Source organism: Pseudomonas sp. HMSC067G02, from assembly GCF_001813485.1.
In the GTDB taxonomy this organism is placed as follows: Bacteria; Pseudomonadota; Gammaproteobacteria; order Pseudomonadales; family Pseudomonadaceae; genus Pseudomonas; species Pseudomonas aeruginosa.
The window spans coordinates 143,237-157,281 of the sequence record NZ_KV812698.1 but is presented as its reverse complement, the minus strand read 5'-3'; the positions used below and the strand labels follow the sequence as shown (position 1 = coordinate 157,281).

Below are 14,045 nucleotides of genomic sequence, written 5' to 3'. Positions count from 1 at the left end.
CGAAGGACAACGGAAGGCGGTTCCACTGGGTGGAACCCAAGGCCCGCGCCGCCCTGCACCGGCGCGTCAGAACTGTTCCGGCGGCACTTCGCGGAAGTTCAGCACGGCGAACACCGGTACCTCGGGAGTGATCGAGGGAATATTGGCCATGTCCTTCAAGGGCTTGAGCTTCTCTTCCAGGTCGAAGTCGAGCAGCTTCAGCAGCACCGGCTCCAGGGTCGCCACCTGGACCAGCCCTTCGCCCTGGCGGGTGACCAGCACGTCGGCCTTCAGGCGGCGCTGCTGGCCGTGCAGGTCGAGGGTGAAGTCGAGCTTCTCGACCCGCGACTGGCCGACCCGCAGGTCGTCGAAGCCGGCCATGTCCAGGCGGCTCTCCACGGTGGCCTCGGGGAAGCGCGAGGTTTCGAAGAAGTTGTCCTTCATTCGCTCGTCGCGCAGGGCCAGGCCGCTGTCCAGGGTGCCCAGCGGCACCACGATGCGCGCGACGCCCTGCTTGTCGATCTGGCCGCTGAGACGGTCGAAGCGCTGCACCTCGGCCATCTTCGCGCGTTTCACGGAAACGAAGCTGATCCGCGAGTAATCCGGCTCCAGTTGCCATTCCGCCGCCGACAGCAGCGGGCTGAGGAGCAACAACAGGACACACAATACAACAGGCATTCCACCTCCGGCTTCGGGCCGGCGCCGTCCCTCGCCCCGCGCCCCGACATGCGCCGCCGGTCAGTCCGGCAGCCTGTCCGCCTCGGGCATGAGCCGGCATCCCTCGCGCGGGCCCAGCCAGGCGGCCGTCTGCGTACTGCCGAGGCCGCGGGCGGTCACCCGGCGGCGGGCTTCGTCGTCGAAGAAGCCGCTGATCGGCACGTACTGTTGGGTATAGGCCCGGCAATAGTCCGCGGAGTTCCCCATCACGTAGCGGCAGGAGCAGTACTCCTTGGCCGTGTAGGCGCCGATGATGGCGGGAAAGGCCGCCAGGTGGATGCGGTTCTGCCAGGCCCACGCGAGGGCGGCGAGCAGCCCCAGGACGAACAGGAAGAGCAAGGGATGACGACGGATCATGGCCGCGCCTCCCCGGCGAACGCCGCCTGTGCCAGGCGCAGGAATTCGTTGTGACGGAAACGCCCGTCGCGGTCGTCGGCGTAGCGCACGATCACCAGCTTCTCCTCGGGCAGCACGTAGAGCGCCTGGCCCCAGTGGCCGAGCGCGGCGAAGGCGGTCTCGGCGACGTCCGGCCAGGGCGCCGGCGCGCCTTTCACCGCACGGTTCAACCACCACTGGCCGCCCGGCACCGCCTCGCCCTCCTCTTCCGCGCTCGGCCGGTAGCGGGCGAAGGGCGTCAGGTTGAACTCGACCCATGCCAGCGGCAGCAGTTGCCGCTCGCGCCAGCGCCCGTGGCGCTGCATCAGCAGGCCGACGCGCGCCAGGTCGCGGGCGCTCATGTAGACGTACGACGAGCCGACGAACGTGCCGGCGGCGTCTCGCTCCCATACCGCCGAACGGATGCCCAGCGGCTCGAACAGCGCGCGCCAGGGGTACTCGGCATAGTCCGCGCCGAGCATGCCGTGGAGGGCCGCCGCCAGCACGTTGCTGTCGCCGCTGGAGTAGCGGAAACGCCGGCCCGGCGGCCGGGCCGGCGGGGTCTCGGCGACGAAGCCGGCCATGTCGTCACGCCCACGGGTGTAGAGCATCGCCACCACGGAGGATTTCAATGGCGCGAACTCGTAGTCCTCCTGCCAGTCCAGCCCGGAAGACCAGTTCAGCAGGTGGCGCAACGTCACCTCGGGATGACGGGCGAACGGCGGGTAGTAGCGCGCCACCGGGTCGTCGAGCTGGAAGCGCCCTTCGCCCTCGGCGACGCCGAGCAGCGTGGCGAGCAGGCTCTTGCTCACCGACCAGGTAAGGTGCGGGGTCTCGGCACGGCTCGGGCCGGCGTAGCGCTCATAGAGCAGGCGACCGTCGCGGATCACCACTACCGCGTCGGTACGGATGCCTTTGCGACGAACATCGTCGCGACGGCCGAAGGCATAGCGCTCGAATGCCTCCAGCGCCGGCCCCGCGGGCTGTTGGGCACGGGGCCAGTCGGTGTCGGGCCAGTCTTCGGCCAGGGCAGGGAGGGCGAATACCAGGGCCAGCGCGGCGAGGGCGCGGCGGGACAACGGCAAAGCGGGCATCGGCGGGCCCTCTCGACGGTCGAGGGGCAACCCTAGCATGGCGTCGATGACGCCAGGAAGCGCGGACTCAGCCGGGCATGCGGTAGTCGTCCGGACCGAGCAGGTCGATGCCGCACTCGAGGTTCTCGATCCAGTAGAGGAAGGCGCTGATCATTTCCTTGCCGACGAAGGGCCGCCCGTGTTGCGGCACGATCATCTCCACATCCATGTCCCGGACCATCCGCGCCCACAGGCGGCAGATCTTGTTCGCCGCCATGTAGCGGCGATGGAATCCGTCCATGTACTGGATATGCGCGGCGAAATCGCTGACCGGCGCGGCGTCGTCCACCAGCGAGGCGCCCATGTCGCCCGAGAAAAGGATCTTGCTCACCGGGTCGTAGAGCTGGAAGTTGCCCACCGAATGCAGAAAATGCGCGGGGATCGCCTTCAACGAGCAGTCGCCGAGAGCGATCGCCTGGCCGCGGTCGGGCAATGGCATGACCCGGTCGTAGGTGTTGATGCCATGGCTGACCGCCAGGTAGTTGGCCGTCAGGTGCGGCAGGAAGCGCGCCCACAGCTTGGAGCAGATCACCCGGGCGCGGGTGTGCAGCAGCCACTTGTCGAGGGCGGCGATGATGTCCGGGTCCTGGTGCGAAGCGAAGATGTAGTCCAGCTCCTGCAGCGGAAAGCGTTTCGACAATTCCAGCGAGAGCGGCGTGTAGGTCAGGTCGCCGCCGGGATCGAGCAACAGGTACTGGCCGTTGTCGACAATCAGGAACTGGTTGGACTGGACCCCTTCGCCGCTGACGAGGTCATCGAAACACAGGCACTGGTGGCTGCCGTTGTCGAACAGCACGATCGGTTCGCGTCGCATGGTCGGTGAAATCTACTCTGTGCAGGCGCCGAGGAGCATTCCTCGCCGGATGCTGCGCAGGGTAAGCGCCTGCGGCGCGGCGCCTCACTGACCTGGGTCAAGCCCGAGGCGGGTCAAGGCCTTCTCCAGGCGAACTTTGCGGGCCCCGTTGGCAATCGCCAGCAAGCCGCGATCGCGTTGCCACAATGCCTCCCAGGTCGAGGCGTTGGCGGCGAAGGCGGCATCCAGTTGCCCCTCCAGCGCCGAGAACTGTTCGAACAGCCCAGCCAGTACCGCCTGGGTGCCGACGCAGGCGACCGGATGCCGCGCGACCTCGGCGCAGCCGCCGAGGATGCCGGCCAGGCGCAGCAGCAGCGGCGAGGGCCAGCCGCATTCATGGCCGACCCCATAGAGCCAGCCGACCAGCGCCGCCAGCACATGGACATCCTCCAGCAGGCGGAACGGCCTGACGTAGTCGTCCCAACCATCGCCGGGCAGGCGCTCGCAATGGGCACCGTCGAGCAACAGGCGGGAATGCGGCACATCCGGCATCAGCGGCAGCGCCGGCAACGCCTCCAGGCGCGCCCCCGGGGCGCCGGCCAGGACCACCGTCATCGACAGTCGCGGCGGCTGCCCCGGTGCCTCGTCGCGGGCGGCCACCAGCCACCAGGAGGCGCTGTCGCCAGCGGTGACGAAATCCTTTTGTCCATGCAGGACCAGCCCCTCCAGGCGGGTCTGCAGGTCCGCCGGGCGCACGCTGCGCTTCTCGGTCACGCACAGCGCGCCGAGACCTCCCGGCGCCGCCGGCCAGAGAGCGCGCAGGGCCGCCTGGTAGCCGGCGAGGAAGGCCAGGCCCGGACTCGCCGCCAATCGTCCGCCGAGCACCGCCCGCTCCAGGGTGCCAAGACCGTCGGCGCGCGCCAGGGCGGCGGCGTGCCAGTCTTCCAGGGAGCCTTCGGTGGGCAGGCGGTCGAGCGGGCCGAGCAAGCGTTGCCAGGACATGGCGGACTCCAGTGTGGAATGTGTCGGAACCGGCATCCTGCCGAGGGTGCCAGCGTTGAACAACGGCGCGTTACATCCGGCGACAATGTCATACAAGCATCACGCCCCTGTCACAGGGGTGACACCGCGCCTTCCTAGCCTGAGCTTGCACAACAAAGCCGAGCGGCCGCAACCCGCGGCGCCGGCCCAAGGAGGCCCAGGCATGACCCAGACCGCCATTACCCGCGAACCCGTCGCCGGACGCCGCCTGAAGGCCGAGCGCCTGAACGGCGCCCGCGCCCTGCGCGAGGCCCAGGCCCTGCGCTACCGCGTATTCAGCGCCGAGTTCGACGCCAAGCTCGAAGGCGCCGAAGACGGCCTCGACCGCGACGACTACGACCGTCACTGCGCGCACATCGGCGTCCGCGACCTCGACAGCGGCGCCCTGGTGGCCACCACCCGGCTGCTCGACCATCGCGCCGCCGAACGCCTCGGGCGCTTCTACAGCGAAGAGGAGTTCCACCTCTCCGGCCTCGACGCCCTGCACGGCCCGGTCCTGGAGATCGGCCGCACCTGCGTCGCTCCCGAATACCGCAACGGCGCCACCATCGCGGTACTCTGGGGCGAACTCGCCGAGGTTCTCAACGAGGGCGGCTACCGCTACCTGATGGGCTGCGCCAGCATTCCCATGCGCGACGGCGGTATGCAGGCCAAGGCGGTGATGCAGCGGCTGCGCGAACGCTACCTGTGCACCGACTACCTGCAGGCCGAGCCGAAGAACCCGCTGCCGCCGCTGGACGTCCCGGAAAACCTCACCGCCGAGCTGCCGCCGCTGCTCAAGGCCTACATGCGCCTGGGCGCGAAGATCTGCGGCGAGCCCTGCTGGGACCCGGATTTCCAGGTCGCCGACGTGTTCATCCTGCTCAAGCGCGACGAACTCTGCCCGCGCTACGCCCGCCACTTCAAGGCAGCGGTCTGATGGCGCGGCTGCGCCTGCTGCTGCGCAGCGCCCGCCTGCTCGGGCTGGTCGCGCTCGGACTGGGCCTGGCCGCTTGGGTCAGCCTGCGCGAGCGACTGCCCGGCGCCGACGTCACGCCGCTGCGCCAGCGCCTGACCCGCTGGTGGCTGGCGCGCCTCTGCGCGGCCCTGCCCTTCGAGGTCAGGGTCAGCGGCGAAGCGCCCCGGCAACCCATGCTGTGGGTAGCCAACCATGTGTCCTGGACCGATATCCCGCTGCTCGGCGCCCTGGCGCCGCTGACCTTCCTGTCCAAGGCCGAGGTGCGTGCCTGGCCGCTGGCCGGCTGGCTGGCGGAAAAGGCCGGCACCCTGTTCATCCGCCGCGGCTCGGGCGACAGCCGGCTGATCAACCAGCGCTTGGCCGAACAGCTGCACCGCGGACGCAACCTGCTGATCTTCCCGGAAGGGACCACCACCAACGGCGAAAGCCTGCGCACCTTCCACGGTCGCCTGATGGCCAGCGCCCTGGAAGCCGGCGTGGCGGTGCAGCCGGTGGCGATCAGCTACCGCCGCGACGGCGTGCCCGATGCGCAGGCGCCGTTCATCGGCGACGACGACCTGCTCAGCCACCTCGGCCGCCTGCTGCGCGGCGAGCGCGGCAGCGTGCATATCCAGCTGCTGGAACCGATCCCCAGCCAGGGCCTGGACCGCGCCGAACTGGCCCGCCAGGCCCAGCAGGCGGTGCGCCTGGCGCTGTTCGGCACTGCCGCCCCTACGGAAACCCGGCGCGCCGCCTAGTCGCGCTTGGGCGGCACCGCCAGCACGTCACATGGCAGGTCGCCGAGGGCCGCCTCGGCCACGCTGCCGATCAGCGCGCGGCGGAAGCCGGTCAGGCCCTGGGTGCCGAGCACCGTCAACTGCGGCGCCTGGCGGCGTACCTCGGTCATGATCACGTTGATCGGCAAGCCTTCGCCGACGCGCAACTGGATGTCCTCGCGGCCCAGCCCCAGGCCAGCGACGTAGTCGCGCAGCTCGACGTTGGCCTTGAGTTCCTCCTGGTCGACGTAATGCTCGACGCGGTCTTCTTTGATCCCCGAATAACGCATCATGCCTTTGGCGAACGGCTCGAAGGCATGCAGCGCGGTGAGGCTGGCGGCGTCGAGGAAGCCGAGCTGGCCGGCCATCTGCACCGCGCGCGTCGAGGTCGGCGAGAAGTCCAGCGCCAGCAGCACCCGGCGGTACTCCTCTTCCGGCGCACCGGCCGCGCGCAGCACCGGGATCTTCGCATTGCGTACCACCCGCTCCAGGGTGGTGCCGATGAACAGATCGCGCAGCGGCGTGTGCCGGTGCGCGCCCATCACCAGCAGGTCGGCACCGATCTCCTCGGCCACCGCGTTGATCACCACCACCGGATCGCCGACCCGCACGATCGCCTTGGACTCGACGCCGAGGCGCTCCTTCAGGGCCTGTCCGTTCACTTCCAGCAGGTTGGCGATGGCCAGCCGTTGCGGCGCGATCAGCACCGGCGGCTGGTCGTCGTCGAGCACGTTCAGCACGGTCAGTTCGGCATTCCTCGCCTTGGCCAGCGCCGCGGCGCGCATGACCGCCAGCTCGGAACGCGAGGACAGGTCGGTCGCCACCAGGATTCGTTTCATCTTCCACCTCCATTGGCAGAGCGTTGAACGTCGGCCCCATTGAACGATCGACGCGACCGCTGCCGGTTGATGTGCATCAAGCGGATGCTTCGGACTGAAACAATTGATAGGTGATTCCGCCGGCCGGGCCAATGGCCGCTGCGCCAGGCTCAGCGCTGGCTCAGGGCGAAAGCCTGGAGTTGCGGGTAGAAGGCGCGGAAATCCGCGCTCAGGTCATCGTAGCGCTGGGCCAGTTCTTCCCAGGAGCCGTCCAGCAGGTGCGGTCGCGACAGCCTCCGCGACATACCGCCCAGCACTTCGCGCAAGACCGCGAACTCGCGGTAGCTGCCCAGCCAGTCCTGGGCCGCCATCCGCGGCGCGATGCGCGCCAGGCGCTCCGGCAGCGGCGAGGCGGTGCGCAGGGTGCCGTAGACCCGCTCGACGAACTGCGGCAGCGGTTCGTCGGCGTAGTCGTTCCAGTCGCGCGCCAGGCAGTGGTCGAAGAACACGTCCAGCAGGACGCCGGCGAAACGCCGGCGCTCCAGCGGGAAGCGCCGCTTGGCCGCATGCACCAGTGGGTGGCTGTCGGTGAAGGCGTCGATGCGCCGGTGCAACTGGATGGCCCGCTCGATCTCGTCCGGCCATTGTCCCTGCAGGCGGCCCTTGACGAAGTCGCCGTACAGGCTGCCGAGCAGTTGGGCCGGTTGCGGGCCGCCGAGGTGGAGATGCGCGAGGTAGTTCATGCGGGCTAGCTTACCCCAGGGACGGAACGGTCGTTTCGATCATCGTCATCAGCCCTGTCGATAGCGACTATCGTCGCAATCGATCCCCATATCGTCCCACACCGATATATAGTTCGTCCCAACCCGATATGGACGGCCAACGGACCACCGCCATGCCACTGGACATCGACGAAATCATCAAGGCTCTCTCCCACCCGGTGCGACGCGACATGCTGCGCTGGCTGAAGGAACCGGAGAAGTACTTCGTCGAGCAGGACCACCCGTTCGAGATCGGCGTCTGCGCCGGCAAGTTCGACCAGCGTACCGGTCTCTCCCAGTCCACCGTGTCGGTACACCTGGCCACCCTGCAACGCGCCGGTCTGGTGACCAGCCGCCGGGTCGGCCAGTGGAACTTCTTCAAGCGCAACGAGGAGACCATCCAGGCCTTCCTCGACCAACTCGGCGACGAGCTGTAAGCAGCACTCGCTTCCACCCCACCACCTCGCAGTCCAGGAGCTCGACCGATGCCGGCGTCTCTTCTCGTCCTCGCTTTATCCGCCTTTGCCATCGGTACCACCGAATTCGTCATCATGGGCCTGCTGCCGCAGGTCGCCGGCGACCTGCGGGTATCCATTCCCAGCGCCGGCTGGCTGATCAGCGGCTACGCCTTCGCCGTGGCCTTCGGCGCCCCGCTGATGGCCATGGCCACCGCCCGCCTGGAACGCAAGAAAGCCCTGCTCGCGCTGATGGGCATCTTCATCGTCGGCAACCTGCTCTGCGCGGTGGCCGCCAACTACGGCCTGCTGATGCTGGCGCGGATCGTCACCGCGCTCTGCCATGGCGCCTTCTTCGGCATCGGCTCGGTGGTCGCCGCCAGCCTGGTGGCGCCGAACCGCCGCGCTTCCGCCGTGGCCCTGATGTTCACCGGCCTGACCCTGGCCAACGTGCTCGGCGTGCCGCTGGGTACCGCGCTCGGCCAGGAAGCCGGCTGGCGCGCGACCTTCTGGGTGGTGACCCTGATCGGCGTGGTCGCCTTCGTCGGCCTGGCCAGGGTGCTGCCAAACGACCGCGAGGAAGAGAAGGTCGACCTGCGCCAGGAAATGTCCGCGCTGAAGAACCCGTCGCTGTGGCTGGCCCTGGGCACCACCGTGCTGTTCGCCGCCTCGATGTTCGCCCTGTTCACCTACGTCGCGCCGCTGCTCGGCGAAGTCACCGGGGTCAGCCCGCGCGGCGTGACCTGGACCCTGCTGCTGATCGGCGTCGGCCTGACCGTCGGCAACGTGATCGGCGGCCGCCTCGCCGACTGGCGCCTGGGCACCACCATGGCCGCGGTGTTCGCCGCCATGGCGCTGGTTTCGGCGCTGTTCAGCTGGACCAGCCAGGCCCTGCTGCCGGCGGAAATCACCCTGTTCTTCTGGGCCGCCGCCGCCTTCGCCGCGGTGCCCGCGCTGCAGGTCAACGTGGTCCGCGTCGGGCATGCCGCGCCGAATCTGGTGGCGACCCTGAACATCGGCGCCTTCAACGTCGGCAACGCGCTCGGCGCCTGGGTCGGCGGCAGCGTCATCGACCACGGCCTGGGCCTGACCCGCGTGCCGCTGGCCGCCGCCGCGCTGGCCGCGCTGGCGTTGCTGGCCACCCTGATCGCCTTTTCCGGAAACGGCCGCGCCCAGGCGCAGCCGGTCCTCGATTGATCCCCTGTCCGTCTATTCCCTAGTGGAGGATGTTCCATGGCTACTCTGTTCGATCCCATCGTGCTCGGCGACCTCGAGCTGCCCAACCGCATCGTCATGGCGCCGCTGACCCGCTGCCGCGCCGATGAAGGCCGCGTGCCCAACGCCCTGATGGCCGAGTACTACGCCCTGCGCGCCGATGCCGGCCTGATCCTCAGCGAGGCCACCGCGGTCACGCCGATGGGCGTGGGCTATCCCGACACCCCCGGCATCTGGTCCGATGACCAGGTCCGTGGCTGGAGCAACGTGACCAAGGCGGTGCACGCCGCCGGCGGGCGCATCTTCCTGCAACTCTGGCACGTCGGGCGGATTTCCGACCCGCTCTACCTGAATGGCGAGCTGCCGGTGGCGCCGAGCGCCATCGCCGCCGAGGGGCACGTCAGCCTGGTGCGCCCGAAGCGTCCCTACGTCACCCCGCGCGCGCTGGACACCGAGGAGATCGCCGACATCGTCGAGGCCTACCGCCAGGGCGCCGAGCGGGCCAAGGCCGCCGGCTTCGACGGCGTGGAGATCCACGGCGCCAACGGCTACCTGCTCGACCAGTTCCTCCAGGACAGCACCAACAAGCGCACCGACCGCTACGGCGGCTCCATCGAGAACCGCGCGCGCCTGCTGCTGGAAGTCACCGACGCGGCGATCTCCGTATGGGGCGCCCAGCGCGTCGGCGTACACCTGGCGCCGCGTGCCGACTCCCACGACATGGGCGATTCCAACCGCCTGGAAACCTTCAGCCATGTCGCCCGTGAGCTGGGCAAGCGCGGCATCGCCTTCATCTGCGCCCGCGAAGCGCAGGCCGACGACAGCATCGGCGTAGCCCTGAAGAAAGCCTTCGGCGGACCCTACATCGCCAACGAGAAGTTCACCCTCGACAGCGCCAACGCCATCCTGGCCAAGGGCGACGCCGATGCGGTGGCCTTCGGCGTCCCCTTCATCGCCAACCCGGACCTGGTCGAACGCCTGCGCCAGGGCGCCGAACTGAACCCGCCGCGCCCGGAAACCTTCTATACCGGCGGTACCGAAGGCTACCTGGACTATCCGACCCTGGCCTGATCGCGCCAGCCAGGAAGAGCCCGCCACGCTTGCCGTGGCGGGCTCTGTGCTTTGCCCGTCTAGCGCAGGCGGAAATACGGCTCCGGCTCCGCGCACGGATCGCGCTGGGCGCAGCCCTTGCAACCGCCGCCGCAACCGCCCGAGCTTTGCGCAGCCACCCGCTCGACCTTGCCGAGCGCGATCAGCCGCTCCAGGATCGCCTCAACCAGCGCCGGCGGCGCGTCCACCTGGCGGCTGAGCTGTTTCAGCCCACGCGCCTGGCCGTCTTCCAGGGCGGCGCGGATCTGCATGAGTGTCGCCATCAGTGACATCCTCCCTGCCCGCTCGGGGCATCGGCCATTCGGCCTGGCAGTTGCAGTACCTGCTCACGGCCGAACAGACGCAGGCAGGTCATCAGGATCAGGTTGAAGAGCAGCACCACGGCGATGGTCAGGACGCTACGCTCGGGGTGCGCGGCGAAGGTGGCGACCTGGTAGCAGAGGGTCGCCAGCGAGTAGGCGACGTTCAGCCCCCAGAGCACCGAGAAAGCCATCCAGCCCTTGCTGCTTTCCCGGGCGATCGCGCCCATGGCGGTCACGCAGGGCACGTAGAGCAGGACGAAGACCAGATAGCTGTAGGCCGCGATGGGGCTGCCGAACTTGCTCGCCATGGTGCCCATCGAGCCGGTCTCCATGTCGCCGTCGGCCATGCTCGCCTCCACCGGGTTGGCCAGCACGCTGAGGCTGAAGGTATCGACCAGGCCGTCCCAGGTTTCGACCAGGGCGTCGCGCAGTTGCCCGGGCAGGTCGTAGCCTTCGTAGTCGAAGGCCTCGCCCTGGATCTGCTCGGCGGTGTAGAGGGTGTTCAGGGTGCCGACCACCACTTCCTTGGCCATCGCCCCGGTGACCAGGCCGACGGTGGCCTGCCAGTTGTCCGGCTGCACCCCGAGCGGCGCCAGCAGCGGAGTGAGACGCTGGCTGACGCTGGCCAGCGCGGAATGGCCGATGTCGCCCTGCACCGGCTTGCCGTCGAGGGTGATGCTGTTCAGGCCGCCGATCACCAGGCTGACCAGGATGATCACCTTGCCGGCCCGCACCACGAAGCCGCGCAGGCGCGACCAGGTCTGCAGCAGCAGGCTCTTAAGGTGTGGCACATGGTACAGCGGCAGCTCCATGACGAACGGCGAGGCCTCGCCGCGCATCAAGGTGTGCTTGAGCAGCAGCCCGGTGAGGATCGCCACGACGATGCCGAGCAGGTACAGGGAGAAGATCACCAGCGCGCCGCCCTGGCCGAAGAAGGCCCCGGCGAACACGGCGAAGATCGCCAGGCGCGCGCCGCAGGACATGAACGGCGCCATCATGATGGTAATCAGCCGCTCGCGCTGCGCGTCTAGGGTCCGCGCACCCATGATCGACGGCACGTTGCAGCCGAAGCCGACGATCAGCGGCACGAACGACTTGCCCGGCAGGCCCAGCGCCTGCATCAGGCGGTCCATGACGAAGGCCGCGCGGGCCATATAGCCGGAATCCTCGAGCAGCGAGAGGAACAGGTACATCAAGCCGATCTGCGGTACCAGCGGCAGCACCGTGTTGACCCCGCCGCCGATGCCCTGGGCGAGGAACGCCGTGAGCCAGTCGGGCAGGCCGAAGCGAATGCCCAGCCACTGGATGCCATCGATGAAGATCGCCGACGAGCCCTTGTCGAAGATCGGTTGCAGCGCCCCGCCGATGTTGATGGCGAAGAAGAACATCAGGTACATCACCAGCAGGAAGATCGGCAGGCCCAGCCAGCGATTCAGGACGATCCGGTCGAGCCATTGGGTCAGCCGGTGCGGCTGCGCCTGCTGGTGGTCGCAGACCGCCGCGCAGATCTCGCCGATCAGCCGGTAGCGCGCATCGACGATCGCCAGCTCGGGCTCCTCGCCGCAGCCCCGGCGTGCCTGTTCCAGGGTGGCGGGCGGCAAGCCCAGCGCCGGGCCGTTGAAGATGTCGCCTTCCAGCGCCTGCAACGCCAGCCAGCGCGGCTCGATGGCCGAGGCCGCCGGAGCGCGCGTTTCCAGGAGGTAGCCGACCTGCGCCTGGATGGCCGGCGGGTAGTCCACCGCCAGCGCCGCCTGCGGGACCTGCAACTCGTCGATGGCCGCCTTCAGCTCGTCGATGCCATCGGCGCGGGTGGACACCAGCGGCACCACCGGGCAACCGAGACGCCGCGCCAGACCGTCGATATCGATGCGGATGCGCTGGCTACGGGCGATGTCGAGCATGTTCAGCGCGACGATGCAGGGGATGCCCATCTCCCGCAACTGCACCGTGAGGTACAGGTTGCGCTCCAGGTTCGCCGCATCCACCACGTTGACCAGCACGTCGACTTCGCCGCTGGCGATGTAGCGGCAGGCGATCTGCTCGTCCAGCGAGGCCTGGGCGGAAACGCTGGTCAGCGAATAGGTGCCGGGCAGGTCGACCAGGCGTACCGCGTGGCGGGCGGTGTGGAACGCACCCTCCTTGCGCTCCACGGTGACGCCGGCCCAGTTGCCGACCCGCTGGCGCGAGCCGGTGAGCTGGTTGAACAGGGTGGTCTTGCCGGAGTTGGGATTGCCGATCAGGCCGAGGGTCAATGCGGTCATGGGGATTCCGGGCGGGGTCAGTCGAGCGGGACGAGGGTCAGCAGGGCGAGGTCCTTGCGCCGCAGCGCCAGGCTGGTCTGGCGGGTCTCGACCTGGACCGGGTCGCCCAGCGGGGCGATGCGCACCACGCGCAGCGCCGCGCCGGGCAGAAGCCCCATGGAGAACAGGCGTTGGCGATAGCCGTTGCTGATGGCGGGGGAATAACCGGTGATGCGGTAGGAACGGGACGGTTGCAATGCGCTCATGGCGGATTCCAGGCGGAGGAAGGGACCAATGGCCTCCCTGGCCGGTGATCGAGAATCTAAACGACTCTCACTTAAGGCTCGCTTAAGGACGCAGTATCGGAGCGGAGGAGCAGCGGATTCGCTGATCCAGAGCAATGGAAGCGGGGATTTTCGCCGGGCGCGGCGAACTGTCGCCGCCAGCGCCCGGTGCGACGGGGCGGCTGGCGGCGCAAGGGGTCAGCGGGTATTGAGCTGCTGTTGCAGGTTCTGCACCTGGGCCTGGAGGGTGTTGATGTTGCGCATCACCTGGGTACGGAAGGCGTCGAACTCGGCGGTATTGCCGCCCTGGGCCGGGCGATTGTCGAGCTGGCTGCGCAATACCAGCAGGTCGTCCTGGATACCCTTGATCGTCTGGCTCGGGTTGCCCTGCTTCTTCAGCGCCGCGACATCGCCGCCGAGGGCCTTGAGTTGCTCGTTGGTCTTGCCCAGTTCGACCTGCAGGGCTTTCAGCTTCTCCTGTTCGGCGGCCAGTGTCTGCAGCTTGCCGTCCAGTTGCGCGACCAGTTGCGCCGCGCTTTCCTGCTGGGCCTTGAGATCGCTGGCCAGTTGATCGAGGCGTTTGCCCTGGCCGCCGAACTGGTTGCTCACATCGGCCTGCTGGCGTTCCTGGCTGCCGAGTTTCTCCTGCAGTTGCTTGACCTGCAGGCGCAGCGCCTCGCGTTCGCTGGTGACGCTGGACTCGCTGGCGACCACCTTGCCGCGAATGTCGTCGAGGCGCCCGGCGGCTTCTTCGCTGATCCTCACGAAGCTTTCCTGGGTCGCCACCAACTGCTGTTCCATCAGGCTGATTTGCTGGTGGCTCCACCAACCCACCCCGGCGAGGGCGATCAGCATCGCCCCGAGCAGGGCCCAGAGCGGGCCGGTAGAGGCCGGACGGCGCTCCTTGGTGTCGACGACCCGGCGCTGCTCCGGTTCGTAGACGTGCCGCGGGTGGTGGCCGAATTCGTCGCGGTCGGCGGCATCGGTGGTCAGGCTGGGCACATCGTCGAGTTCGTCGAAAGCATCGTTACGCATGGTGAAAACCTGTGAAGGGGAACGGCATCCTGCCGGAGGCCTGGAGAAAGGGCCGAATGGCGCATTATATCGGT

General features: G+C 68.5%; 16 protein-coding genes. 5 read left to right on the top strand and 11 right to left on the bottom strand.

From position 1 onward, the window contains the following. Nucleotides 1–66: 66 nt before the first annotated feature. The 5 genes from HMPREF2914_RS20935 to HMPREF2914_RS20915 form a co-directional block, all read right to left on the bottom strand. Entirely contained in the window at nt 67–657 is a 591-nt protein-coding gene (locus HMPREF2914_RS20935) for a YceI family protein (RefSeq protein ID WP_003093959.1), read from the bottom strand. Between the two features lie 60 nt (nt 658–717). Then, nucleotides 718–1,053 carry a hypothetical protein gene (locus HMPREF2914_RS20930; RefSeq protein ID WP_003093963.1) on the bottom strand — a complete coding sequence of 112 codons (336 nt, stop codon included), beginning with the start codon at nt 1,051–1,053 and terminating at the stop codon, nt 718–720. Beyond that, on the bottom strand, nt 1,050–2,165 hold the full coding sequence (locus HMPREF2914_RS20925) for a serine hydrolase domain-containing protein (protein ID WP_015503514.1): 1,116 nt from the start codon (nt 2,163–2,165) through the stop codon (nt 1,050–1,052). Before HMPREF2914_RS20925 ends, HMPREF2914_RS20930 begins: the two co-directional genes overlap by 4 nt. 67 nt (nt 2,166–2,232) lie before the next feature. Then, a complete protein-coding gene (locus HMPREF2914_RS20920) occupies nt 2,233–3,018 on the bottom strand; it encodes an oxygen-binding di-iron domain-containing protein (RefSeq protein ID WP_003093967.1) in 786 nt (261 codons plus the stop codon). Between the two features lie 84 nt (nt 3,019–3,102). Continuing rightward, a complete protein-coding gene (locus tag HMPREF2914_RS20915) occupies nt 3,103–3,999 on the bottom strand; it encodes an acyl-CoA dehydrogenase middle domain-containing protein (protein WP_023092838.1) in 897 nt (298 codons plus the stop codon). 202 nt (nt 4,000–4,201) lie between these two features. Here HMPREF2914_RS20915 and olsB point away from each other — a divergent pair, with 202 nt between their 5' ends. Beyond that, nucleotides 4,202–4,957, top strand: coding sequence for an L-ornithine N(alpha)-acyltransferase (gene olsB / locus HMPREF2914_RS20910; protein ID WP_003093970.1), 756 nt, complete (start codon nt 4,202–4,204; stop codon nt 4,955–4,957). Further along, complete coding sequence (olsA, locus tag HMPREF2914_RS20905) at nt 4,957–5,733, top strand: lyso-ornithine lipid O-acyltransferase (RefSeq protein WP_003134666.1); 777 nt, start codon at nt 4,957–4,959, stop codon at nt 5,731–5,733. Before olsB ends, olsA begins: the two co-directional genes overlap by 1 nt. Here the strand turns inward: olsA and HMPREF2914_RS20900 are convergent. Both HMPREF2914_RS20900 and HMPREF2914_RS20895 read right to left on the bottom strand, forming a co-directional pair. Further along, nucleotides 5,730–6,590: a universal stress protein gene (locus tag HMPREF2914_RS20900; protein ID WP_003093974.1), complete on the bottom strand. Its 861-nt coding sequence runs from the start codon at nt 6,588–6,590 to the stop codon at nt 5,730–5,732. The genes olsA and HMPREF2914_RS20900 overlap by 4 nt on opposite strands. A 149-nt stretch (nt 6,591–6,739) precedes the next feature. Further along, nucleotides 6,740–7,312, bottom strand: coding sequence for an acyl carrier protein phosphodiesterase (locus HMPREF2914_RS20895; protein WP_003093976.1), 573 nt, complete (start codon nt 7,310–7,312; stop codon nt 6,740–6,742). Between the two features lie 152 nt (nt 7,313–7,464). Between HMPREF2914_RS20895 and pyeR the strand changes: the two genes are divergently transcribed. From pyeR to HMPREF2914_RS20880, 3 genes are read left to right on the top strand one after another with little or no spacing between them, the layout of a single operon-like run. After that, nucleotides 7,465–7,767: an ArsR family transcriptional repressor PyeR gene (gene pyeR, locus HMPREF2914_RS20890; protein ID WP_003093978.1), complete on the top strand. Its 303-nt coding sequence runs from the start codon at nt 7,465–7,467 to the stop codon at nt 7,765–7,767. 48 nt (nt 7,768–7,815) lie between these two features. Continuing rightward, nucleotides 7,816–8,982, top strand: a complete 1,167-nt coding sequence (locus HMPREF2914_RS20885; protein WP_003103801.1) for an MFS transporter — start codon at nt 7,816–7,818, stop codon at nt 8,980–8,982. A gap of 36 nt (nt 8,983–9,018) precedes the next feature. Continuing rightward, nucleotides 9,019–10,071 carry an alkene reductase gene (locus tag HMPREF2914_RS20880; RefSeq protein WP_023092839.1) on the top strand — a complete coding sequence of 351 codons (1,053 nt, stop codon included), beginning with the start codon at nt 9,019–9,021 and terminating at the stop codon, nt 10,069–10,071. A gap of 59 nt (nt 10,072–10,130) precedes the next feature. On the opposite strand, the gene HMPREF2914_RS20875 is transcribed toward HMPREF2914_RS20880, so the two are convergent. From HMPREF2914_RS20875 to HMPREF2914_RS20860, 4 genes are all read right to left on the bottom strand, one after another. Further along, nucleotides 10,131–10,373 (bottom strand): FeoC-like transcriptional regulator, encoded by a 243-nt coding sequence (locus HMPREF2914_RS20875; RefSeq protein WP_003093982.1) that lies wholly within the window; start codon nt 10,371–10,373, stop codon nt 10,131–10,133. Next, nucleotides 10,373–12,673, bottom strand: a complete 2,301-nt coding sequence (gene feoB, locus HMPREF2914_RS20870) for a Fe(2+) transporter permease subunit FeoB (RefSeq protein WP_003111342.1) — start codon at nt 12,671–12,673, stop codon at nt 10,373–10,375. The genes HMPREF2914_RS20875 and feoB overlap by 1 nt, the downstream gene beginning before the upstream one ends. Before the next feature lie 17 nt (nt 12,674–12,690). Further along, complete coding sequence (feoA, locus tag HMPREF2914_RS20865; protein WP_003093986.1) at nt 12,691–12,918, bottom strand: ferrous iron transporter A; 228 nt, start codon at nt 12,916–12,918, stop codon at nt 12,691–12,693. A gap of 216 nt (nt 12,919–13,134) precedes the next feature. After that, on the bottom strand, nt 13,135–13,971 hold the full coding sequence (locus HMPREF2914_RS20860) for an ATPase (RefSeq protein ID WP_003093989.1): 837 nt from the start codon (nt 13,969–13,971) through the stop codon (nt 13,135–13,137). Nucleotides 13,972–14,045 lie beyond the last annotated feature (74 nt).